Source organism: Pseudomonas brassicacearum (assembly GCF_003732175.1).
In the GTDB taxonomy this organism is placed as follows: domain Bacteria; phylum Pseudomonadota; class Gammaproteobacteria; order Pseudomonadales; family Pseudomonadaceae; genus Aquipseudomonas; species Aquipseudomonas brassicacearum_G.
This window is the reverse complement of the sequence record NZ_MOBI01000014.1, coordinates 117353-139935: the sequence shown is the minus strand read 5'-3', so window position 1 is coordinate 139935 and position 22583 is coordinate 117353. Positions and strand designations below refer to the sequence as shown.

Below are 22583 nucleotides of genomic sequence, written 5' to 3'. Positions count from 1 at the left end.
GCCCAAGGCAGCCTTCAGCTATGAGAGAGTTTTACCGGACACTAGTGACGCTCCGCGTGGGAATGCCGCCAATGACGCTCTGCGTCATAGCCGAGACGGACGCGGAGCGTCCGGGGAGGCGTTACCACGCAGAGCGTGGGAACGATCAGACTCCAAACCGCCGATCACCTATGACCTTGATAGCTGGAGTCAACCGGGACAACCCCCTAGAATCCCCGCACGATTAAAGGAGACGACTTCATGCTGATGGTGATTTCCCCCGCCAAGACCCTCGATTACGAAACACCGCCGGCCACCCAGCGTTTCACTCAACCGCAGTACCTGGACCATTCCCAGGAGCTGATCCTGCAACTGCGCGAACTGAGCCCGGCACAGATCAGCGAGTTGATGCACGTTTCCGACAAGATCGGCGGCCTCAACGCCGCGCGCTTTGGCAGCTGGACCCCAGCGTTCACGCCAGCCAACGCCAAGCAGGCACTGCTGGCGTTCAAGGGTGACGTGTACACCGGCATGAATGCCCAGACCTTCAGCGAAGCCGATTTCGACTACGCCCAGCAACACTTGCGCATGCTCTCGGGCCTCTACGGCCTGCTGCGCCCGCTGGACCTGATGCAGCCGTATCGACTGGAGATGGGCACCAAACTGGCCAATGCCCGCGGCAAGGATCTGTACGCCTTCTGGGGCACGCAAATCAGCGAATGGCTGAACGAAGCCCTGGCCGAGCAAGGCGATGACGTGCTGCTCAACCTCGCCTCCAACGAGTACTTCTCGGCGGTCAAACGCAGCGCCTTGAACGCCCGGATCATCAACACCGAGTTCAAGGACCTGAAGAACGGCCAGTACAAGATCATCAGCTTCTACGCGAAGAAGGCCCGCGGGATGATGAGCCGTTTCGTGATCCAGGAACGCATCAACGACCCGGCTGCGCTCAAGCAATTTGACGTGCAGGGTTACCGCTACAGCGCTGAACAGTCGAAACCCGACAACCTGGTTTTCCTGCGCGACCACGCCCCCGAATAAAGCATCACGATGGCGCACGACATTGATCAATGTCCGTGCGCCGAATCGTGACCGTCCCAGCATTTCCCTTGCTTGATTCGTCATTTTTATGACGCCAAAAACACGCCACCTCCTTTCATGAAATTTCTTTCACTCGACAAGCGTGAAATTTTTCAGTAGTGGCACGCAATTTTTTCAAACGTAGTGGCACAAAACCATTCACGGCAATTAACTCCCCATTAATAAAGGCCGAAACGGCAAGTGCTATCAATATGAGAGCAGTGCCATCTTTCGCACTATTCCAATAAATTTAAAAAATCGGGATCGGCAGCCATGAACTATCTGAAAATACACCGCTCATACCACCGGTAACGACTATCTCTGAGCGTGTACGAGATAACTTACACAGCGTGCCGCCCCTATTGCCAAGTTGTCATATTCAACTTTGCTTTCAGGCCACTTATTTGGAATAACAGGAGATAACGCACCATTACTATCCCCTACAAGGCCAAGGCTGCCCGCCTGTAAACGTGCTCACCTGAGCACCTGAGTGCTTGATATTGCTGGCTTTATGCCAACTTTCAAGTGCCACCAACCTTTTGCACCACGGTATTCAAAAGAAATGCCGGCTGCAGTTCAGGGCACGCCTTTACCCTCAGGCCAAGTTTCGCACACCTTGAGTGCACTTATTTAGACACTCGGAATTGAGTATGCCTGCACACGGTATTGTGGCGCCTGCCATCCACACTTCCGAGTGCACTTCGACCGCTGAACACTATTAACTTCACCCCTTTAATGGCGTGATAAATACAGAGGTAATTGCGATGCGCATCAGCATATTTGGTTTGGGTTACGTCGGCGCAGTGTGTGCCGGTTGCCTGTCTGCACGAGGCCACGAAGTGGTTGGTGTGGACATTTCCAAAGACAAGATCGACCTGATCAATGCAGGTAAATCTCCGATCGTTGAACCGGCGCTGGGCGAGCTGCTGACCCAGGGTATTCAGACCGGTCGTCTGCGCGGCACCACCAACTTCGCAGAAGCCATCCGTGACACCGATCTTTCGATGATCTGCGTCGGTACGCCGAGCAAGAAGAACGGCGATCTGGAACTCAACTACATCGAGTCGGTGTGCCGCGAGATCGGCTTTGTCCTGCGTGACAAAACCACCCGCCACACTATCGTGGTACGCAGCACCGTGTTGCCGGGCACCGTGAAGAACGTGGTGATCCCGATCCTCGAAGACTGCTCGGGCAAAAAGGCCGGCGTCGACTTCGGCGTTGCCGTGAACCCCGAGTTTCTGCGTGAAAGCACCGCGATCAAGGACTACGACCTGCCACCGATGACCGTCATCGGCGAGTTCGACAAGGCCAGCGGTGACGTTCTGCAATCGCTGTATGAAGAACTCGACGCGCCGATCATCCGCAAGGACATCGAAGTCGCCGAGATGATCAAGTACACCTGCAACGTCTGGCACGCCACCAAAGTGACCTTCGCCAACGAGATCGGCAACATTGCCAAAGCGGTCGGTGTCGATGGTCGCGAAGTGATGGAAGTGGTCTGCCAGGACAAGACCCTCAACCTGTCCCAGTACTACATGCGCCCGGGCTTCGCGTTTGGCGGCTCGTGCCTGCCAAAGGACGTGCGCGCCCTGACCTACCGCGCAAGCTCCCTGGACATCGAAGCGCCGCTGCTCAACTCGCTGATGCGCAGTAACGAATCCCAGGTGCAGAACGCCTTCGACATCGTTTCCAGCCACGACAAACGCAAAGTCGCCCTGCTCGGCCTGAGCTTCAAGGCCGGCACCGACGACCTGCGCGAAAGCCCGCTGGTGGAACTGGCGGAAATGCTGATCGGCAAGGGTTACGACCTGAGCATCTACGACAGCAACGTCGAATACGCCCGCGTCCACGGTGCGAACAAGGATTACATCGAGTCGAAGATTCCTCATGTCTCGTCCTTGCTCAACTCGGACTTCGACTCGGTGATCAACAACTCCGACGTGATCATCCTCGGCAACCGCGACGAGAAGTTCCGCGCCCTGGCCGAGACTGCGCCGCACGGCAAGCAAGTGGTCGACCTGGTCGGCTTCATGTCCAAAGCCACCAGCGTCAGTGGCCGCACCGAAGGTATCTGCTGGTAACCGCCGTTCCCCGTGGGCGCAGGCTGCGCCAGCGCCCACGGACTGCTCATCGCCGAAACACAATGGATGCAGATTATGCACAGGCTAAAGCACCGCCTACTTCAGGCTGCCGGTTGGCTGTTTTACCTCAGTTTATTGATGGGCATCGCCATGGCGCTGCCTGTGAGCACCTTCGACTCGCAGTCCAAGGACTTCATTTTCCTGATTGGCGTCGTCGGTATCTGGCGCTATTCGATGGGTGCCACGCACTTTTTGCGCGGCATGCTGTTTCTCTACGTGGTCTACCCGCACCTGCGGCGCAAAGTGCGCAAGCTCGGCAAGACGGCAGACCCGTCCCACGTCTTTTTGATGGTCACCAGTTTCCGTATCGATGCGCTGACCACCGCGCAGGTCTACAGCTCGGTGATTCGCGAGGCCATCGAGTGCGAGCTCCCGACCACCGTGGTCTGCTCGATCGTGGAAATGTCCGATGAACTGCTGGTGAAAAGCCTCTGGGCCAAAATAAACCCGCCGGACCGGGTCAAGCTCGACTTCGTGCGCATCCCCGGCACCGGCAAACGCGATGGCCTGGCCTTCGGTTTCCGCGCCATCTCGCGCCACCTGCCGGACGACCGCGCGGTCGTGGCGGTGATCGATGGCGACACTGTGCTCGCCGAAGGCGTAGTACGTAAAACCGTGCCGTGGTTCCAGCTGTTCGGCAACGTCGGCGGCCTGACCACCAACGAATTTTGCGAAGTGCGCGGCGGCTACATCATGAGCGAATGGCACAAGCTGCGCTTCGCCCAGCGCCACATCAACATGTGTTCGATGGCCTTGTCCAAGCGCGTACTGACCATGACCGGACGCATGTCGGTGTTTCGCGCCTCCGTGGTCACCAACCCGGACTTCATCGCCGATGTCGAAAGCGACTCGCTGCAACACTGGCGCCTGGGCCGTTTCAAGTTTCTCACCGGCGACGACAAGTCCAGCTGGTTCAGCCTGATGCGTCTGGGTTACGACACCTTCTACGTGCCGGATGCGGCGATCAACACCGTTGAACACCCGCCGGAAAAGAGCTTCATCAAGGCCAGCCGCAAGCTGATGTTCCGCTGGTATGGCAACAACCTGCGACAGAACTCCCGGGCACTGGGCCTGGGGATGAAACGCCTGGGCCTGTTCACCTCGGTGGTGCTGTTCGACCAGCGCGTGTCGATGTGGACCTCGCTGCTGGGCCTGACCGTGGCGCTGATCGCCAGCTTCAAATACGGCACCGCCTTCATCCTGGTGTACCTGCTGTGGATCGGCATTACCCGCCTGATCCTGACCCTGTTGCTCTCCTGCTCGGGACACAAGATCGGCCCGGCTTACCCGGCGATTCTTTATTACAACCAGATCGTTGGCGCGCTGGTGAAGATCTACGTGTTCTTCCGCCTCGACCAACAGTCCTGGACCCGTCAGGACACCAAATTGACCCGTGATCTGGCCAGCTTTCAACGTTGGTTCAACACCTGGTCGTCTCGGACCATGACCTTCTCCGCCGGCAGCATCTTCGTCGCCGTGCTGCTGTTGATGGTCTGACCTGCCTTGCCTGAATTAACGAGGAAATACCCCCAATGAATACCGCCGCGAACGTCAACGTAGTGCATGAATCCGAAGCCCAACGCCAACACGCCCGGGTGAAAATCCCGGCCAAGCTGCGCTTCTTCGGCCCCGACCGTACGCCTGTGGACACACGGCTCATCGACCTGTCCGCCGGAGGCCTGAGCTTCAATGCCGGGCAGATACCGCTCAAGGTCGGCGACGTGCACAAGGGTCGGCTGCAATTTTTGATCGACAACCTCGGCCTGGCCATGGACGTCGAGATACTGATTCGCTCGTTCGACCGCCAGACCGGCCGCACCGGTTGCCAGTTCCAGAACCTCGAACCGCAGGACATCTCGACTCTGCGCCAGCTGATCACTTCGCACCTGTCCGGTGACATCGTGACCATGGGCGATGTGCTGGCGACCCTGCAACGCGACAACTTCACCAAGGCGCGCAAGGTCAAGGACGGTGGCCACGGCATGAGCGCTTTCGGGCGCTTGCGGGCAGTGACCTTCAGCCTGGGGATTTTCGTCGTCGGCCTCGCAGCGTTCGGGTTCGTTCTCAAATCGGTGTACGGCATGTACTTCGTCAGCCACGCCCAGGCCGGTCTGGTCAGCGTTTCAGGCATGAACGTCACCATGCCCCGCGATGGCACCGTACAAAGCCTGATCAAAACCGACGGCGTTGCGGCCAAGGGCGCGCCGCTGGCGACGTTCAGCACCAGCATGCTCGATGTACTCAAAGGACACCTGGACGAAAACCAGTTGCAGCCGGCCAAGGTTGAAGAGCTGTTCGGCAAACAGATGATCGGCACCCTCACCTCGCCCTGCGATTGCACGGTGGCCCAACAAATGGTCGCCGACGGTCAGTACGCCAGCAAAGGCGACGTGATCTTCAAACTGGTGCCGCAGGGCAGCCAGGCCAACGTCGAAGCGCGCTTCTCCTATCGCCAGTTCGCTGATGTGCGCCCGGGTACGAAGGTGAGTTTCCAGATCGCCGGCGAAGACACTGCGCGCACCGGCACCATCGTCAGCAGCACCAGCCTGAAAAGCGAAGACCTGTCGTCCGACATCCGCGTGCAGATCAAGCCTGATGCGCCACTGGACAGCACCTTCGCCGGTCGCCCAGTGGAAGTCAGCAGCGACCGCGGCCCATCCGTGAACTGGCTGATCGACAAAGCCATGGCCGCGGGTCTTTAAGCGGAGGACATGCCTGTGACCACTCCACCTATCCTCAATACACCGCAAACCCTGTGGGAGCGAGCCTGCTCGCGATGGGATCAGCGCGATCTGTCCGCTGCACCTGATCGCCCGCATCGCGAGCAGGCTCGCTCCCACATGGGAACACTGTGCGCAGTCGCCCTCGCGGTTAGCCTCAGCGGTTGCGCCGGCCTGCCCGACCAGCGCCTGGCCAATGAAGCGCTGAAGCGCGGCGACACTGCGCTCGCGCAGCAGAACTACAAACAACTGGCCGAACTGGGTTACAGCGAAGCACAGGTCGGTCTGGCCGATATTCAGGTGGAAAGCCGCGACCCGGCGCAGATCAAAGCCGCCGAAGCCACTTACCGCGCCGCCGCCGAGACCTCGCCGCGAGCACAAGCGCGCCTGGGTCGTCTGCTGGTAGCCAAACCGGGATCGACCGAAGCCGAGCAACATGAGGCGCAAGGTCTGCTGAAGAAAGCCTTTGCCAATGGCGAGGGCAACACGCTGATCCCGTTGGCCATGCTGTACCTGCAATATCCCCACAGCTTCCCGAATATCAACGCCCAGCAGCAGATCAGCCAGTGGCGCGCCGCCCGTTACCCGGAAGCCGGTCTGGCGCAAGTGCTGCTGTATCGCACACAAGGCACTTACGACCAGCACCTGGATGACGTCGAGCGCATCTGCAAAGCCGCGTTGAACACCACCGACATCTGCTATGTCGAGTTGGCCACGGTCTATCAGAAACGTGCCCAACCGGAACAACAGGCCCAATTGCTCAAGCAACTGCAAGCCGGTTACAGCCTTGGCAAAGTGTCCGCCCAGCGCATGGACAGCGTGGCCCGCGTGCTCGGCGATGCCAGCCTTGGCAAACCGGACGAAAAAACCGCGCAAACCATGCTGGAGCAGATCGCACCCGGCTACCCGGCGTCGTGGGTCAGCCTGGCGCAGTTGCTCTACGACTTCCCCGAGTTGGGTGACGTCGACAAGATGATGGAATACCTGAACAACGGCCGCGCCGCCGATCAGCCGCGTGCCGAACTGTTGCTGGGCAAGCTCTACTACGAAGGCAAATGGGTGCCGGCCGATGCCAAGGTCGCCGAAGAACACTTCCAGAAAGCCGTCGGCAAGGAAGTCGCCGCCGATTACTACCTCGGCCAGATCTACCGCCGTGGCTATCTGGGCAAGGTCTATTCGCAAAAAGCTCTGGACCACTTGCTGACCGCAGCGCGTAACGGCCAGAACAGCGCCGACTTCGCCATCGCCCAGTTGTTTTCCCAAGGCAAGGGCACCAAGCCCAACCCGCTCAACGCCTATGTCTTCAGCCAGTTGGCCAAGACACAAAACACCCCACAAGCCACTGAGCTGGCGCAAACACTCGAAACCCAATTGCCGCCTGCGCAGCTAGCCGAGGCCCAACGCCTGTTGAAACAGGAACAGGCCGTACGCGGCACGGTGAGCCACAGCACGCTGCAAGTTGAGGCCCTGCAAGAAAAAGACGGCGAGGAATCCCTATGAAGCTCAATCCATTCGTTCAAGCCGGAATCGGCCTGACCTTCGCCCTGTTGTGGTCCTGCCCGACATTGGCCGCGATGACCGACACCAAGAACTACGGCCTGGAAGTGAAAGTCACTGGCCAGTCCGAAGACGACAGCGACCTTGGCACCAAGCCCGGCGGCGACGTCAACGGTGTGGGCCTGGACCTGCGTCCTTGGGTCTACGGTGAAAGCGGCAACTGGAGTGCCTACGCCATGGGCCAGGCTGTGACCGCGACCGACATTGTCGAAACCGACACCTTGCAGTCCGATACGCAAGGCGCCCAGAGCAGCGGCAACAACGGCCGCCAGAGCAAGAAAAACTACCTGGCGATGCGTGAGTTCTGGATCGGTTACAGCGGCCTCACACCCTACCCCGGCGAGCAACTGAAGCTCGGTCGCCAACGTCTGCGCAACGACGACGGCCAATGGCGCGACACCAACATCGAAGCGCTGAACTGGACCTTCGACACCACCCTGTTGCGGGCCAATGTCGGCGTCGCCGAACGCTTCAGCGAGTACCGCACCGACCTCACCGAACTCGCGCCCAAGGACAAGGATCGTCTGCACGTCTTTGGTGATATCGCGACCCAATGGACGCCCGGTCAGTGGGTCGGCCTGCGCGCTCATCACACCCACGATGACGGCAAGCTCGACTTTCCGACACCCGGCGAAGCGCCCGACTCACTCGCCAAGAAACAGAACGGTGACCTGAGCTGGCTCGGCGTGGAAGCCAACAGCGACGCCTACAACTGGCGCAACACCAACACCGTCAATTACTGGGCCAGCGTCACCGGCATGAGCGGCAACCGCGACACCGTCAACCCGTTGAACGCCGACGGCAGCCGCCCGATCGATGCCTCGAAAAATGGTGACATCAGCGGCTGGGCTACCGACCTTGGCGTGCGTCTGCGCCTCGATCCGCAATGGCAAGTCGGTGCGGCCTACGCCCGTTCCAGCGCTGACTATGAGCAAAACGGTTTGCAAAGCAACCGCTCGAACTACACCGGTACGCGCTCACGGGTTCACCGTTTCGGCGAGGCCTTCCGTGGCGAAATGAACAACATGCAGAGCGCCAGTCTGTTCGGCTCCTGGATGCTGCAGGACGATTACGACGCCAGCCTGGTCTATCACAAGTTCTGGCGCGTCGACGGCAACAAGCCGGTCGGCAGCAACGGCATCAACGCGGTCGAGAATAACTTCGACGACGTCACCGGCGCGCTGCTGTCCAGCACTTCGTTGCCGCTGGTCGATGGCAAGACCGATCTCGGCCAGGAAGTGGATCTGGTGGTCACCAAGTACTTCAAGCAAGGCCTGTTGCCGGCCGGCCTGAGTCAATCTATCGATGAGCCCTCGGCGCTGGTGCGCTTTCGTGGCGGTGTGTTCAAGCCAGGCGATGCCTACGGCAAACAGGTCGACTCGTACATGCACCGTGCGTTCATCGACGTGATCTGGCGCTTCTGATGCGAGCCGCCAAGGGAGTGCCCCAGATGAACAACCCAGCGTTCAAAGGCTCGCTCAGCCTGCTGGTCGGCGCGATGCTGCTGACCAGCTCAGCGGTGTTCGCCAACGTCGAGCCGGCAGCACCTGTCCCAAAAGGGCAGCAAGCGACCGTGGCCAAGGGACTGCAACAGGCCAAGACCTATACCGTCAGCAGCGCGCCGACCGCATCACTGGAACTGGCCGCACCGACACTGCCCGACCTGTCCGGCTATACCGCGCAAGCCGTCGCGGCGAAGATCGTGCGCAGCAAGGCCGGCAAAATCAGCGTGCGCCGGATGATGCAGGAAGACGCCTTGAAGGACTTCATCGGCGGCGATAACAAGATGGCTGAATGGGTGGTACGTCAACACGGCATTCCTCAGGCAATCTTCATCGACGACGGTTACATCAACCTCAAGGACCTGACTCAAAAGCTGCCCAAGCAGTACTTCAGCGAAACCTCACCCGGCGTGTTCCTCGCCAGGCTGCCGATCGTGGTCGGGCAAAAAGGCATCCTCGAAATCGACCAACATACCCAGGAATTGCGCCTGTCCGAAGAGGCCGGCTCGTTCATGATCAACGACGGTCAGTTGTTTGTGCGTGACAGCAAAATCACTGGCTGGCGCGAGAAGGACAACGGCCCGGCGACCTTCCGTTCGCCCAAGGACTTCCGCCCGTTCCTGCTGGCCTGGGGCGGCACGCAGACCTACATCGTCAACAGCAAGCTGGCCAGTTTCGGTTACTCCAACAGTAAGTCCTACGGGGTGAGTATTTCCCAGTACACGCCGAGCATGGCCAAGGTGCTCAAGCGCCCGGAACCGACCGGCTGGATCATCGGCTCCGAATTCTCGGACATGTGGTACGGCTTCTACTGCTATGAAACCCGCGACTTCGTGATCAAGGGCAATACCTACCGCGACAACATCGTCTACGGCATCGACCCCCACGACCGTTCCCACGGCTTGATCATCGCCGACAATACGGTGCATGGAACGAAGAAGAAGCACGGCATCATCATTTCCCGCGAAGTGAACGACAGCTTCATCGTCAACAACCGCAGTTACGACAACCACCTCTCGGGGCTGGTGATCGACCGTAACAGCGTCAACAACCTGATCGCCTACAACGAGATCTACCGCAACCACACCGACGGCATCACCCTCTACGAGAGTGCCGATAACTTGTTGTGGGGCAACAAGGTGATCAGCAACCAGCGCCACGGCATCCGCATTCGTAACAGCGTGAACATTCGCCTCTACGAAAACGTCGCCATGAACAACGGCCTGACCGGGGTCTATGGGCACATCAAGGACCTCACCGACACCGACCGCGACATCAAGCTCGACCCGTTCGATGCCGAGGTCTCGCTGATCGTCGTCGGTGGCGAACTGGCGGCCAATGGCAGCGGACCGCTGTCCATCGACTCGCCATTGAGCGTCGAGTTGTACCGGGTGTCGATGCTCGCCCCGACCAAATCCAGTGGCATCAGCTTCTCGGGAATCCTTGGCGAGCGCCAGGATGAAATCCTCGACCTGCTGGTGCGCCAACAGAAAGCCGTGCTGATCGACCCCGTCGAACGCCAGACCGAAATGCGCGACTGAGGATGACTTTCATGAAAGCCCATTTGATCAAACTGTTCGGCCTCGCAGGCCTGACTGCCGCAATGTCTGCCGCAAGCTTTGCGGCGAGTGCAGACGATGCCAAGGCGCCGAACTTCAGCGCCGAACCCTGCTGCAACCTGTGCCCTGAAGCGCACGACGCGAAGAACTACACCACGCGTTATCAGCAAAACTTTACCACCCTGGTGCAAGCCCAAGGCGACTGGTTGTTCCGTACCCAGGAAGACTTGCGCACCGAGTTCAATACCACGCCCGAAGGCTATCGCCGGCTCAAGCAATTGCACGACGCGTTCAAGAGCAAAGGTGTTGAACTGGTGGTGGTGTATCAGCCGACCCGTGGTCTGGTGAACCGCAACAAGCTCAACCCGCAAGAAAAAGCCGCGTTCGATTACGACAAGGCGCTGAAAAATTACCAGGGCATGCTCGGGCGTTTTGCCGAGATGGGCTATGTGGTGCCGGACCTGTCGCCGCTGACCAACGAATCGCTGTCAGACACCCTGCCGGCCCACGACTTCTACTTCCGTGGCGACCAGCACTGGACGCCTTACGGTGCCCAGCGCACGGCAAAAATCGTCGCCGAAAAGGTCAAGCAACTCCCGGCCTTCGCCGGCATTCCCAAGCGTGAATTCGAGACCAAAAGGTCCGGGCGCATGGGCAAGACCGGCACCCTGCACAACATGGCCGGGCAGCTCTGCGGTACCAGTTACGCGATCCAGTACATGGACCAGTTCACCACCGAGCCGAAAGGCATTGCTGCAGACGGCGACCTGTTCGGCGACTCCGGCAACCCGGAAATCACCCTGGTCGGCACCAGCCACAGTGGCAAGAACTACAACTTCGCCGGGTTCCTCGAAGAGGCCATTGGCGCCGACATTCTCAACGTCGCCTTCCCCGGCGGCGGTCTGGAAGGTTCGATGCTGCAGTACCTGGGCAGTGACGACTTCCAGAAGAAGCCGCCGAAAATCCTCATCTGGGAATTCTCGCCGCTCTATCGCCTCGACCAGCAAACCATCTACCGCCAGATGATGGCGCTGCTCGATAACGGCTGCGAAGGCAAAGAGGCACGGATGTCCGGCAGCACAACGCTCAAGCTGGGCAAAAACGAGTTGATGGTCAACAGCAAGAACATGGACCTGCGCAACAGCGACCATCAGGTCGACATCCGTTTCGCCGATCCATCGGTGAAAACCCTGCAGGCCACTCTCTGGTACATGAACGGTCGCCACGAAGACATCAAGATCGACAAACCCCACACCGCAGATACCGACGGGCGTTTCGCCTTTGAATTGCGCACCGATGAAGACTGGGCCACGCAGAACCTGCTGGCCGTCGAAATCCAGGGCCCGGAAGCGGGTGCTGCGCCACAAAAAGTCGAAGCGAAAATCTGCAAACGCAACGTGTTCCCGGGTGCTGAGCAACGTACCGCTCAGGCCGGGCAATGAGGTCAGTCATGCGAAACACGAAACTGAAAACCCTGCTTGCACCTACGCTTTTGAGCCTGGCGATGTTTGCCGGGGCAACGCAAGCCGCTGCGCCGCTGCGCCCGCCACAGGGTTATTTTGCGCCTGTGGAAAAATTCAAGAACGGCGACAACAGCGACGGTTGCGATGCGATGCCGACGCCGTACACCGGCGCCCTGCAATTTCGCAGCAAATACGAAGGCTCCGACAAGGCGCGGTCGACCCTCAACGTCGCATCGGAAAAAGCCTTCCGCGACACCACGTCCGACATCACCACACTCGAACGCGGCACCAGCAAACGGGTGATGCAGTTCATGCGCGACGGTCGCCCGGAACAACTGGAGTGCACGCTCAATTGGCTCACCGCCTGGGCCAAGGCCGATGCGTTGATGTCCAGGGACTTCAACCACACCGGCAAATCAATGCGCAAATGGGCGCTGGGCAGCATGGCCTCGGCCTATATCCGCCTGAAGTTCTCCGATTCCCATCCGCTGGCAACGCATCAGCAGGAAGCACAAGTGATCGAGGCCTGGTTCAGCAAGATGGCCGATCAGGTGGTCAGCGACTGGGACAACCTGCCGCTCGAGCAAACCAACAACCACTCGTACTGGGCCGCCTGGTCGGTGATGGCGACGTCGGTCGCGACCAACCGCCGCGACCTGTTTGACTGGGCCGTGAAGGAATACAAGGTCGGCGCCAATCAGGTCGACGCTCAGGGCTTCTTGCCCAACGAGCTCAAGCGCCAGCAACGGGCGCTGGCCTATCACAACTACGCCCTGCCACCGCTGGCGATGATCGCCAGTTTTGCTCAGGTCAACGGTGTGGACTTGCGCCAGGAAAACAACGGCGCGCTGAAACGTCTCGCCGACCGAGTGCTCGCCGGGGTGAAAGATCCGCAAACGTTCGAGCAGAAGAACGGCAAGGACCAAGACATGACCGACCTGAAAATCGACTCGAAATTCGCCTGGCTCGAACCCTTCTGCACGCTCTACACCTGCCCGGCGGATGTGCTGGAACGCAAGCATGCGATGCAGCCGTTCAAGAGCTTTCGACTGGGCGGGGATTTGACCAAGGTTTATGACCCTTCGCATGAGAAGGGCAACAAAGGTTCATAAGCCGAACACAAATCCCCTGCTCGCGATGACTGAGTGTCAGTCGACATCGATGCTGAATGTCGAACCGCAATCGCGAGCAGGCTCGCTCCCACAGGGTCAGTGCAAGACGTGAGTCGAGTGATATGCCCCCCGGATTTCACGGGGGGTTTGGGGGGGCCGTTGGCCCTTGACTGTTGGTTACACAAGGAGAGATCAGGATGGTGTTTTCATCCAATGTGTTCCTGTTTTTGTTCTTGCCGATCTTTCTCGGCTTGTACTACTTGAGCGGGCAACGCTATCGCAACCTGCTACTGCTGATCGCCAGTTATGTGTTTTATGCCTGGTGGCGCGTGGACTTCCTGCTGCTGTTTGCCGGCGTCACGTTGTGGAACTACTGGATCGGCCTGAAAGTCGGTGCCGCCGGCGTGCGGACCCGACCAGCCCAGCGTTGGCTGTTGCTCGGCGTGGCGGTGGACCTGTGCATCCTCGGCTACTTCAAGTACGCCAACTTCGGGGTCGACAGCATCAACGCGATCATGACCTCCATGGGCCTGTCGCCCTTCATCCTGACCCACGTGCTGCTGCCGATCGGTATCTCGTTCTACATCTTCGAGTCCATCAGCTACATCATCGACGTCTACCGTGGCGATACTCCGGCGACCCGCAACCTGATCGACTTCGCGGCGTTCGTCGCGATCTTCCCGCACCTGATCGCCGGCCCCGTATTGCGCTTTCGCGACCTGGCCGATCAGTTCAACAACCGCACCCACACCCTCGATAAATTCTCCGAAGGTGCGACGCGGTTCATGCAGGGTTTCATCAAGAAGGTGTTCATCGCCGACACCCTGGCGGTGGTCGCCGACCATTGCTTCGCCCTGCAGAACCCGACCACGGGCGACGCTTGGCTCGGCGCCCTCGCCTACACCGCTCAGCTGTATTTCGACTTCTCCGGCTATAGCGACATGGCCATCGGCCTGGGCTTGATGATGGGTTTCCGCTTCATGGAAAACTTCAAGCAGCCGTACATCAGCCAGTCGATCACCGAGTTCTGGCGCCGCTGGCACATCAGCCTGTCGACCTGGCTGCGCGACTACCTCTACATCACCTTGGGCGGTAACCGCAAAGGCACGCTGATCACCTACCGCAACCTGTTCCTGACCATGCTGCTCGGCGGTCTATGGCATGGCGCGAACATCACCTACATCGTCTGGGGTGCCTGGCACGGCATGTGGCTGGCGATTGAAAAAGCCATCGGCCTGAACACCTCGCCTCGCAGTTTCAACCCGATCCGCTGGGCGCTGACCTTCCTGCTGGTGGTGATGGGCTGGGTGATTTTCCGTGCGGAGAACCTGCACGTTGCCGGCCGCATGTATGGCGCGATGTTCAGCTTCAGCGAGTGGTCGCTGTCGGAACTCAACCGCGCCAGCCTCACTGGTCTGCAAGTCGCGACCCTGGTGGTGGCGTACGCCACGCTGGCGTTCTTTGGGCTGCGCGATTTCTACAGTCATCGGCCAGCGGTCAAGAGCAAGCCCGTCGAAGCTGACGGTCCAGGCACTGCGCAACCTGGTCTGATCAAAGCCGTCCCGGGCGACAACCCCGGCAGTCTCCATACGCCGGGTTACAGCGTGGGTGTTGATGCCCAAGTGCAACCGGCCTACTGGGTCGCGGACTGGCCTCGTTATGCCATGCGTGCGCTGGTGCTGCTGCTGTTCATCGCTTCAATCCTGAAACTCTCGGCACAAAGCTTCTCGCCGTTCCTTTACTTCCAGTTCTGAGGGATCTGACCATGACCCGCTCATTACGCCTGTTCTACATCGCCCTGTTCCTGGTGACCCTGTTGGCCCTGGGCCTGTGGTCAGTGCGCAGCTTCTTTGGCTTCAGCACCAACGCCGATGCAACCGTCCTCAACGGCCGCTGGAGCAAAGCCGTTGAGACCCACTACGACGACCACTTCCCGATCAAACGCCTGGGCACCAATCTCTGGGCACTACTTGATTTCAAACTGTTCAACGAAGGTCGTCCGGGCGTGGTGCTCGGTCGCGATCAGTGGTTGTACAGCGATGAAGAATTCAACCCGGTGGTCAACGAAGAGCTGAACCTGCAAGGCAACTACGCGCTGGTCGAAGGCGTACGCCAAACCTTGAAAGCCAAAGGCGTGCAACTGGTGATGGCGATTGTCCCGGCCAAAACTCGCCTGTACCCGGAACACCTGGGTGAAGTGAAACCGGCGCGCATCCACGCCGACCTCTACAAGGATTTCCATGCCCGAGTTGCCGCCGACAAAATCCTCGCCCCCGACCTGCTCGGCCCGCTGCAAAAAGCCAAGCAGAACGGCCAGCAAGTGTTCCTGCGCACCGACACGCACTGGACGCCAGAGGGCGCGCAAATTGCCGCCGAACAACTGGCCAAAACCATCGCCGACAAAACCCCGCTCAGCGGCCAGCCGCAGCGCTTTGTCACCGAGCCGGCGGAGCAAGTCAGCCACAAGGGCGACCTGAGATTGTTCTTGCCGCTGGACCCGCTGTTCGAAAACCTGATGCCCGCGCCAGAGCCCCTGCAAAAGCGCAACACCCACGCGGTTGAGAACCAGCCTGCCGGTGACGACGCCCTGTTCGCCAACAACGAAGTGCCCGTGGCGCTGATCGGCACCAGCTATAGCGCCAACCCGAACTGGAACTTTGTCGGCGCGCTCAAGCAAGCGCTGCACAGCGACGTGGTCAATTACGCCGAAGACGGCCATGGCCCGATCCTGCCGATGCTCAGCTACCTGAAAAGCGATGCTTTCAAGAACAGCCCGCCACAGGTGCTGATATGGGAGTTTCCTGAACGTTATCTGCCTGTGAACAACGAAATCGGCGACGCCGACCCACAGTGGGTCGCGGCACTCAAACAAGCCGGTGCCCGTCAGCAAAACGTAGCGATTAACCGCAAATCCGAGACGCCCGACCGGGCGCAAAACTGAAAAAGGTAACTCCTATGACTTTCACTACAAATCCTCGTCGTCTCGCCAAGACCTTTGTCCTCGTAGCAGGTATGGGTCTGCTGTCCCAGGCCTTCGCCGGAGGCGACGCAGCCCTCTACGGCCCGACCGCACCGAAAGGCTCGACCTTTGTGCGCATCTACAACGCCAGCAACGCCGAAGTCAGCGCCAGCGTCGGCAGCACCGCCATCAGCGATGTCGCGCCACTGGGCAGCAGTGACTTCAGCTTCATGCCCGGTGGCGACTACAGCGCCAAGGTCGGTAGCCAGAGCGTGCCGCTGAAACTCGCCGCCGACCACTATTACACCCTGGTCAACAACGCCAGCGGCCAGCCGCTACTGATCGAAGAACCACCGTTCAAGAACAAGCAGAAATCCCTGGTCCGCGTGCAGAACCTCAGTGACAAGGCGCTGACCCTGAAGACCGCCGACGGCAAGACCGAAGTGGTCCAGGCCGTCGCTGCCAAGAGCCGTGGCGAACGTGAAATCAACCCGGTGAAAGTCAGCCTGGCGCTGTTCGATGGCGACAAGAAAGTCAGCGACGTGAAGCCGGTCGCCCTGGAGCGCGGTGAAGCGGCAGTGCTCTACATCACCGGCAGCGGCAGCAGCCTGTCGCCAGTCTGGGTAAAACGCCCGGTTTCGACGCGTTAATGAATTTGCCTGGAATGCCTGCCGATCATCATAGGTATCGAGTCAAGTGAAGTACTTGTGGCGAGCGGGCTTGCCCGCGCTGGAGCGCGCAGCGGTCCCAAATCAGGCGATCGCGGTGTGCCAGATCGAACGCGCGCAACGGTTTTACGACTGCTATGCAGCCGAACGCGGGCAAGCCCGCTCGCCACAGTCTTTGGACCGACCGGCATTGTGGTCACCCAAAAAAGGTGACCGATACGAAATAAGAACAAGAGTGAAACGACAAAACTTCGTCGCTCTAACCCATTACGATTTTGAAGGAGTAACACCATGATTCCAGTGATCTTGTCAGGTGGTAGCGGCTCACGTCTTTGGCCGCTTTCGCGCAAACAGTTCCCCAAGCAATTTCTCGCCCTGACCGGTGAGCAAACGCTGTTCCAGCAAACCCTCGAACGCCTGGTGTTCGACGGCATGGACAGCCCGATCGTGGTCTGCAACAAGGACCACCGTTTCATCGTCAACGAGCAACTGAGCAACCGTAAACTCGAAGCCCAGCGCATCCTCATGGAACCCTTCGGCCGTAACACCGCACCCGCGGTGGCGATGACCGCGATGATGCTGGTCAATGAAGGTCGTGATGAATTGATGCTGGTGCTGCCGGCCGACCACGTACTGGAAGACCAGAAAGCCCTGCAACGCGCCCTGGCCCTGGCCACCGTGGCTGCCGAGCGCGGTGAAATGGTGCTGTTCGGCGTACCGGCAACCAAACCGGAAACCGGGTACGGCTACATCAAGTCCGCCAACGATGCGTTGCTGCCCGAAGGTGTCAGCCGGGTTTCGCACTTCGTTGAAAAACCCGACGTGAAACGCGCCACCGAGTTCGTCGAGGCCGGCGGTTATTTCTGGAACAGCGGCATGTTCCTGTTCCGCGCCAGTCGCTTCCTCGAAGAGCTGAAAAAGCACGATCCGGATATCTACGACACCTGTCTGTTGACCCTGGAACGCAGTGAACAGGAGGCCGATACCATCACCTTCGACGAAGCCACCTTCGCCTGCTGCCCGGACAACTCCATCGACTACGCGGTGATGGAAAAAACCCGACGCGCCTGCGTGGTGCCATTGTTGGCTGGCTGGAGCGATGTCGGTTGCTGGTCGTCGCTGTGGGACGTGCATGAAAAAGACGCCAACGGCAACGTCACCAAAGGCGATGTGGTGATCCAGGACAGCCGCAACTGCATGATCCACGGCAACGGCAAACTGGTGTCGGTGATTGGCCTTGAGAACATTGTGGTGGTCGAAACCAAGGACGCCATGATGATCGCCCACAAGGACAAGGTCCAAGGCGTCAAGCAGATGGTCAACACCCTCAACGAACAGGGCCGCAGCGAAACCCAGACCCACTGCGAGGTCTACCGTCCGTGGGGTTCCTACGACTCGGTGGACATGGGCGGACGCTTCCAGGTCAAGCACATCTCGGTCAAGCCGGGTGCCTGCCTGTCCTTGCAGATGCACCACCACCGCGCCGAGCACTGGATCGTGGTCAGCGGCACCGCCGAAGTGACCTGCGACGAAAACGTGTTCCTGCTCTGTGAAAACCAGTCGACCTATATCCCGATCGCCTCGGTTCATCGCCTGCGCAACCCGGGCAAGATCCCGCTGGAAATCATCGAAGTGCAATCGGGCAGCTATCTGGGCGAAGACGATATCGAGCGGTTTGAGGATATTTATGGTCGGTCTACGCCGATTGAACGTGGCATGTCGGTGAAAACCATCGCGCAGTAATTGATGGGTAAAACACCAAGCCCCTGTCCAGCCGACTGCGTTCCCTGTCCGCAGTGGGTTGGGTGGGGGCTTTTTAGTGGGACCCTAGATTGGCATGGCGCGCCCAACGGAACCGGATCTGCTGCGTTTACGCACGGCCACTTGAGGTTCTTCGGCAGGAACCGTCATAGGTACGGTTTCAGCAACAGGCGGGCTGAACCCCGCAGCCAGTAAACGAAGTGCCAGAGGACTGGGCGAACTCGCCGGCAATGCGGCGCTATCAGATACTGGAACTTCGGAAGCCGCTAAAAAGCTCGCAGTCGGTCGATCAACAGCAAATGCCGTCGCCCCTTCTACAGAGACGCCCTCGACTGCCAGGGCTTTGATACTGCTCTGTTGTCTGGACTTCATTTGCGCTTGAGCATCAGACACCTCCAACAACCTCCCCCCCGCCTCCATAATACTTCCGATAGCACCGACCAACGGGTTCTTGGAAAATGAAATGAACTTGCCGCCAACCTGAAGGACGCTGGCCACTGTTTCCCTTTGCTCAGCAAGCACTTGCGGGAGTGCTACAGGAAACTCCGGGCCGCGTGTATTGGCAGGTTCAAGGCGACTACCGCTCTCGGCTTTTTGATTCGGCGTGGGCATCAGACCATCTTCATCACGATAGAACAGCGGATTGTTGCGCATGGCCCGGTATCGATTCGGGCCGTCGATGGTTCCCCCGGGGTCAGGGTTGATCCAGCGCTGCAAGCGCGCGGCGTAATACCTGAATCCGAAATAGCAGAGTCCTGTCGCATCTTGTTCCTTGCCCGAATAGCGAAGGGTTTTATGACGGTCTACGCCCTCGCTCCAGGCGGTCTCGCCATACGAATAAAAGACTTCCTGACTGATTACACTGCCGTCGCCAGCGAGCTCAATGGTGCAGGAATCCTGATGGTCGGCAAGGCTGTAGCGGTATTGAACGTTGGCAATGCCTCGCGGCGCTGCTGACGGCCAATGCAATACCCGCACGTTATTGAGCCCGGCCTGGAGGGTTATCACCTCCAGCAATTCTCCAGTGCCCGAGTTGATACGTAATTCCAGCCCCGATAGATAACGCACCTCGTAAACAACGGTGCGGGCATTGGTTTGCAGTGAGCGAACCTTGCGAACACGCTGCCTGTGTCCGTCGTAGCCATAGACCTCGCAATCGTCAGGTTCGACGTTGCGCTCTACAGGGGACACCGATTGCAACTGGTTACGCAGATCCCACGTCATGACGCCAGCGGGACTCAACTCAAGCAAGTTACCGTTGGCATCAAAAGCGGCTGCGATTTGTTCCTGCGTCGGTGGCTGGCCGTCCGGGCGAAACGGCAGACAGCGGTTGCTGTACAGCGCAGCCGTCATTTCCAGCCCAAGGCTTCGAGCACCGACATGAGTGCGTTTGAGCAGATTGCCGCCAGCGTCATATTCGTACGTCTGCTGGTAATTTCGTACAGCGGCGGGATCATTCGGTGCATGCACTTGCGGCCCTCTATTGGGCGCACTCGCCTCCCAACCGAATGCCTCGATCAATCGGTAAAGGCTGTCATAGCAATACCTCCGGACAGGATCGATGCTCTGATTGGCAAAGTGACGCACGGGCATTGCCGCATCGGTAATGCTCAACACATTGCCCATTCGGTCATAGTCATGAATCAGCCACTGCAACACCTTGCCGTTGTGATCCTTGCGCTCCATCAATCGACCGTCTTCGGGTCGATAGCGCAGGCTCGTGATCACCTCATTACCGCTCACCTGCCGCTCGATTTTTCCCTCGGCGTTGTACTCGATCGCGCTAACAACGGTTTGCCAATCGCTTTCACCGTTCAGTTTCAAACGGCTTTCGCGCACACGGCCGTCAAGGGTGTAACGGTGCTGCTGACGATTACCTTTGGCATCGCGCTGCTCGTGTAAATCGTCAAGGGGGTTGAAACACCGCAGGGTTTCATAGAACTGCGACTCCAGCAGTAGCTCGCGCTCGTCGGGCAATAGCGGCCAGTCAGGTTGAACGGGATCAACGGTAAAACGTCGGGCCTCGCGGATGCAGTTGCCGCGAATGTCGAACTCAGTGGAGAGAAGCGTTCCCGCCGGGTCGTCGTGACGAATCAGCTGACCGCACTGATTGCGCTCGCGACTCGCGTCATCTGGTCCCGCGTATTCGAAGCGTTCCGCGAAAAGGTCTTGTTCAAGCACTGCCAATGGTCGCAACAGGCGATCGTACCGAATCTCCTGCCGAGTGCAGCGACTGTCCCAGCTTCGCAACGGCTCACCGGCAAGTCCCAACAACTGCACGCGCATCCCGGCGTCGACACTGAGCGTTTTCAAAGCCTTGGTAGAAAGTGAGTAAACCGTTGTCTGGTTGGCCGGAGTCTTGGGATCATCCTTTTGCAGGTCCCAGAGCCGCGGATCCCACTGTTCGATGGCACGTCCTGCCTTATCGAACATGCTACGACTGATCCGCGCTTGCGACGCTGCACCCTCTTCACCGCGATAATAATCCACCGTGCGTACAGACAAGCCTCGCGGATCACTGACCACGAGTCGGGGTGTCTTGAAATGCATGCCGCTGGTCCGAGCCTGCACAGCGCAACTTCCTTCTTGTTTGTCTGCAAGATGTAGCTCACTCCAGACAACAACGGCTACTGTCAGAAATTACAGTGCCGACCAACGGCATCCAATGCATTGCGCCGATGTCCAGAAGTGCAGGCCTTCGGTAGGATGATAACCATGCACCCTGGGAGGGTTTGAAGCATGTTCATCGGCGTCCTGCTGGTCATCACCTGGTTGATCCTGTTGCTACGCTACCCGGCCAAGGCCTTGCCGGTGTCTCTGGCGGCGGCCATCGGGCTGGGGTTGGTCGCGACCTGGGTCATGTGGCTGGACAACCGCGAGATCAAGCAACTCGCGCGGCTGGAGTTGCGCATCACCTACGCACCGGAACACTGCCCGGCGGATCGTCCGCTGGAACTGAAGCTGAACAACGGCAACGACGTGCCGCTGACCGAGTTGCGCTGGCGGATCGCCGCCTATGCGCCGGGCGATACGGTCAATCTGGCCGACAATCAATACGCCGCGCCGCGCTACCGTGGCCCCGGAGAATTACAGGCCGGCGCGACGTGGGAGGACTGCTTGCCCATGCCGCCGCTGCGTCCGGGCTATCGCCCGCAAACCCTGGAGTTTCGCGCCGAGCATTTGCAAGGTAGTTTCTCTGACTGATCCTTTTCTCCACCCTTCTCCTTGCACAAGGACCGCGCCATGCCCGTCGCATTAATCACCGGTTGTTCCAGCGGCATCGGCCGCGCTCTGGCCGATGCCTTCAAAGGCGCCGGTTTCGAGGTCTTGGCCACCGCGCGCAAGGCTGAGGACGTGGCGATACTCGCCGCGGCCGGGTTCACCGCGGTGCAACTGGACGTCAATGACGGGCCGGCACTCGAACAATTGAGTGAGCGGATCAACCAGCAACACGGCGGCCTTGACGTGCTGATCAACAACGCCGGTTACGGCGCCATGGGGCCACTGCTCGACGGCGGTGTAGCGGCGATGCAACGGCAGTTCGAAACCAATGTGTTTGCCGTGGTCGGTGTCACCCGCGCGCTGTTTCCCGTGCTGCGCCGCGCCAAGGGATTAGTGATTAATATCGGCAGCGTCTCCGGCGTTTTGGTCACGCCGTTCGCCGGTGCCTATTGCGCCTCGAAAGCCGCGGTGCATGCCTTGAGCGATGCATTGCGCATGGAACTGGCGCCGTTCGGCATCCGGGTGATGGAAGTCCAGCCCGGCGCCATCGCTTCCAGTTTCGCGAAGAACGCAGGCGTTGAAGCCGAACTGTTGATCACCGAACAATCGCCCTGGTGGCCGTTACGCGAGGGAATTCGCGCTCGGGCCAAGGCCTCTCAGAACAACCCGACCCCGGCGAGCACGTTTGCCAACGATCTGCTCAAGGCTGTGCAACACGGCAAACCGCCGCACTTGTTGCGTTTGGGCAATGGCAGCCGGGCGCTGCCATTAATGGCCGCGTTGTTGCCCAGAAGTCTGCTCGATGTCATCCTGAAAAAGAAGTTCGCGCTCAATAACATGCTCTAACATCCGCCCTTGCG

At 59.3% G+C, this 22583-nt stretch carries 16 protein-coding genes; 15 read left to right on the top strand and 1 reads right to left on the bottom strand.

Annotated features, from left to right (window positions below):
• Nucleotides 1-240: 240 nt before the first annotated feature.
• The 13 genes from yaaA to BK658_RS13270 all read left to right on the top strand — a co-directional run bounded on the left by yaaA (nt 241) and on the right by BK658_RS13270 (nt 18483).
• Nucleotides 241-1020: a peroxide stress protein YaaA gene (gene yaaA / locus BK658_RS13330; protein ID WP_054593903.1), complete on the top strand. Its 780-nt coding sequence runs from the start codon at nt 241-243 to the stop codon at nt 1018-1020.
• Between the two features lie 803 nt (nt 1021-1823).
• Nucleotides 1824-3140, top strand: a complete 1317-nt coding sequence (locus BK658_RS13325; RefSeq protein WP_123582682.1) for a nucleotide sugar dehydrogenase — start codon at nt 1824-1826, stop codon at nt 3138-3140.
• 75 nt (nt 3141-3215) lie between these two features.
• Entirely contained in the window at nt 3216-4697 is a 1482-nt protein-coding gene (gene alg8, locus BK658_RS13320; RefSeq protein WP_185019820.1) for a mannuronan synthase, read from the top strand.
• A gap of 35 nt (nt 4698-4732) precedes the next feature.
• The gene (locus BK658_RS13315) at nt 4733-5902 is read left to right on the top strand and encodes an alginate biosynthesis protein Alg44 (RefSeq protein ID WP_123582681.1); all 1170 of its coding nucleotides are present in this window, start codon (nt 4733-4735) and stop codon (nt 5900-5902) included.
• 15 nt (nt 5903-5917) lie between these two features.
• A complete protein-coding gene (algK, locus tag BK658_RS13310) occupies nt 5918-7420 on the top strand; it encodes an alginate biosynthesis TPR repeat lipoprotein AlgK (RefSeq protein WP_123582686.1) in 1503 nt (500 codons plus the stop codon).
• Nucleotides 7417-8901: an alginate export family protein gene (locus BK658_RS13305; RefSeq protein ID WP_123582680.1), complete on the top strand. Its 1485-nt coding sequence runs from the start codon at nt 7417-7419 to the stop codon at nt 8899-8901. The genes algK and BK658_RS13305 overlap by 4 nt, the downstream gene beginning before the upstream one ends.
• 26 nt (nt 8902-8927) lie before the next feature.
• Nucleotides 8928-10520 carry a mannuronan 5-epimerase AlgG gene (algG, locus tag BK658_RS13300; RefSeq protein ID WP_259740079.1) on the top strand — a complete coding sequence of 531 codons (1593 nt, stop codon included), beginning with the start codon at nt 8928-8930 and terminating at the stop codon, nt 10518-10520.
• A gap of 11 nt (nt 10521-10531) precedes the next feature.
• Nucleotides 10532-11980 carry an alginate O-acetyltransferase gene (locus BK658_RS13295; protein WP_123582685.1) on the top strand — a complete coding sequence of 483 codons (1449 nt, stop codon included), beginning with the start codon at nt 10532-10534 and terminating at the stop codon, nt 11978-11980.
• Between the two features lie 8 nt (nt 11981-11988).
• Nucleotides 11989-13113: a mannuronate-specific alginate lyase gene (locus BK658_RS13290; protein ID WP_123582678.1), complete on the top strand. Its 1125-nt coding sequence runs from the start codon at nt 11989-11991 to the stop codon at nt 13111-13113.
• A gap of 197 nt (nt 13114-13310) precedes the next feature.
• Complete coding sequence (locus BK658_RS13285; RefSeq protein WP_123582677.1) at nt 13311-14867, top strand: MBOAT family O-acyltransferase; 1557 nt, start codon at nt 13311-13313, stop codon at nt 14865-14867.
• 11 nt (nt 14868-14878) lie between these two features.
• The gene (locus tag BK658_RS13280; protein ID WP_123582676.1) at nt 14879-16054 is read left to right on the top strand and encodes an alginate O-acetyltransferase; all 1176 of its coding nucleotides are present in this window, start codon (nt 14879-14881) and stop codon (nt 16052-16054) included.
• 14 nt (nt 16055-16068) lie between these two features.
• On the top strand, nt 16069-16722 hold the full coding sequence (locus BK658_RS13275; protein WP_123582675.1) for an alginate O-acetyltransferase AlgF: 654 nt from the start codon (nt 16069-16071) through the stop codon (nt 16720-16722).
• 309 nt (nt 16723-17031) lie between these two features.
• Nucleotides 17032-18483 (top strand): mannose-1-phosphate guanylyltransferase/mannose-6-phosphate isomerase, encoded by a 1452-nt coding sequence (locus BK658_RS13270; RefSeq protein ID WP_123582674.1) that lies wholly within the window; start codon nt 17032-17034, stop codon nt 18481-18483.
• Nucleotides 18484-18567: 84 nt separating this feature from the next.
• Here the strand turns inward: BK658_RS13270 and BK658_RS13265 are convergent, their stop codons facing one another.
• Nucleotides 18568-21051, bottom strand: a complete 2484-nt coding sequence (locus BK658_RS13265) for an RHS repeat domain-containing protein (protein WP_123582684.1) — start codon at nt 21049-21051, stop codon at nt 18568-18570.
• A 189-nt stretch (nt 21052-21240) separates the two neighbouring features.
• Between BK658_RS13265 and BK658_RS13260 the strand changes: the two genes are divergently transcribed.
• Both BK658_RS13260 and BK658_RS13255 read left to right on the top strand, forming a co-directional pair.
• Nucleotides 21241-21705 carry a multidrug transporter gene (locus BK658_RS13260; protein ID WP_123582673.1) on the top strand — a complete coding sequence of 155 codons (465 nt, stop codon included), beginning with the start codon at nt 21241-21243 and terminating at the stop codon, nt 21703-21705.
• 39 nt (nt 21706-21744) lie between these two features.
• The gene (locus BK658_RS13255; protein WP_123582672.1) at nt 21745-22569 is read left to right on the top strand and encodes an SDR family oxidoreductase; all 825 of its coding nucleotides are present in this window, start codon (nt 21745-21747) and stop codon (nt 22567-22569) included.
• The last annotated feature ends 14 nt before the right edge of the window (nt 22570-22583 follow it).

What these genes read in the sequence shown, in the direction of transcription:
- BK658_RS13275 (WP_123582675.1), top strand. Translation starts at nt 16,069, where the DNA reads ATGACTTTCACTACAAATCCTCGTCGTCTCGCCAAGACCTTTGTCCTC.
- BK658_RS13285 (WP_123582677.1), top strand. Translation starts at nt 13,311, where the DNA reads ATGGTGTTTTCATCCAATGTGTTCCTGTTTTTGTTCTTGCCGATCTTT.
- BK658_RS13315 (WP_123582681.1), top strand. Translation starts at nt 4,733, where the DNA reads ATGAATACCGCCGCGAACGTCAACGTAGTGCATGAATCCGAAGCCCAA.
- BK658_RS13265 (WP_123582684.1), bottom strand. Translation starts at nt 21,051, where the DNA reads ATGCATTTCAAGACACCCCGACTCGTGGTCAGTGATCCGCGAGGCTTG.
- BK658_RS13270 (WP_123582674.1), top strand. Translation starts at nt 17,032, where the DNA reads ATGATTCCAGTGATCTTGTCAGGTGGTAGCGGCTCACGTCTTTGGCCG.
- BK658_RS13325 (WP_123582682.1), top strand. Translation starts at nt 1,824, where the DNA reads ATGCGCATCAGCATATTTGGTTTGGGTTACGTCGGCGCAGTGTGTGCC.
- BK658_RS13260 (WP_123582673.1), top strand. Translation starts at nt 21,241, where the DNA reads ATGTTCATCGGCGTCCTGCTGGTCATCACCTGGTTGATCCTGTTGCTA.
- algG (WP_259740079.1), top strand. Translation starts at nt 8,928, where the DNA reads ATGAACAACCCAGCGTTCAAAGGCTCGCTCAGCCTGCTGGTCGGCGCG.
- BK658_RS13255 (WP_123582672.1), top strand. Translation starts at nt 21,745, where the DNA reads ATGCCCGTCGCATTAATCACCGGTTGTTCCAGCGGCATCGGCCGCGCT.
- BK658_RS13280 (WP_123582676.1), top strand. Translation starts at nt 14,879, where the DNA reads ATGACCCGCTCATTACGCCTGTTCTACATCGCCCTGTTCCTGGTGACC.
- BK658_RS13295 (WP_123582685.1), top strand. Translation starts at nt 10,532, where the DNA reads ATGAAAGCCCATTTGATCAAACTGTTCGGCCTCGCAGGCCTGACTGCC.
- yaaA (WP_054593903.1), top strand. Translation starts at nt 241, where the DNA reads ATGCTGATGGTGATTTCCCCCGCCAAGACCCTCGATTACGAAACACCG.
- BK658_RS13290 (WP_123582678.1), top strand. Translation starts at nt 11,989, where the DNA reads ATGCGAAACACGAAACTGAAAACCCTGCTTGCACCTACGCTTTTGAGC.
- BK658_RS13305 (WP_123582680.1), top strand. Translation starts at nt 7,417, where the DNA reads ATGAAGCTCAATCCATTCGTTCAAGCCGGAATCGGCCTGACCTTCGCC.
- alg8 (WP_185019820.1), top strand. Translation starts at nt 3,216, where the DNA reads ATGCACAGGCTAAAGCACCGCCTACTTCAGGCTGCCGGTTGGCTGTTT.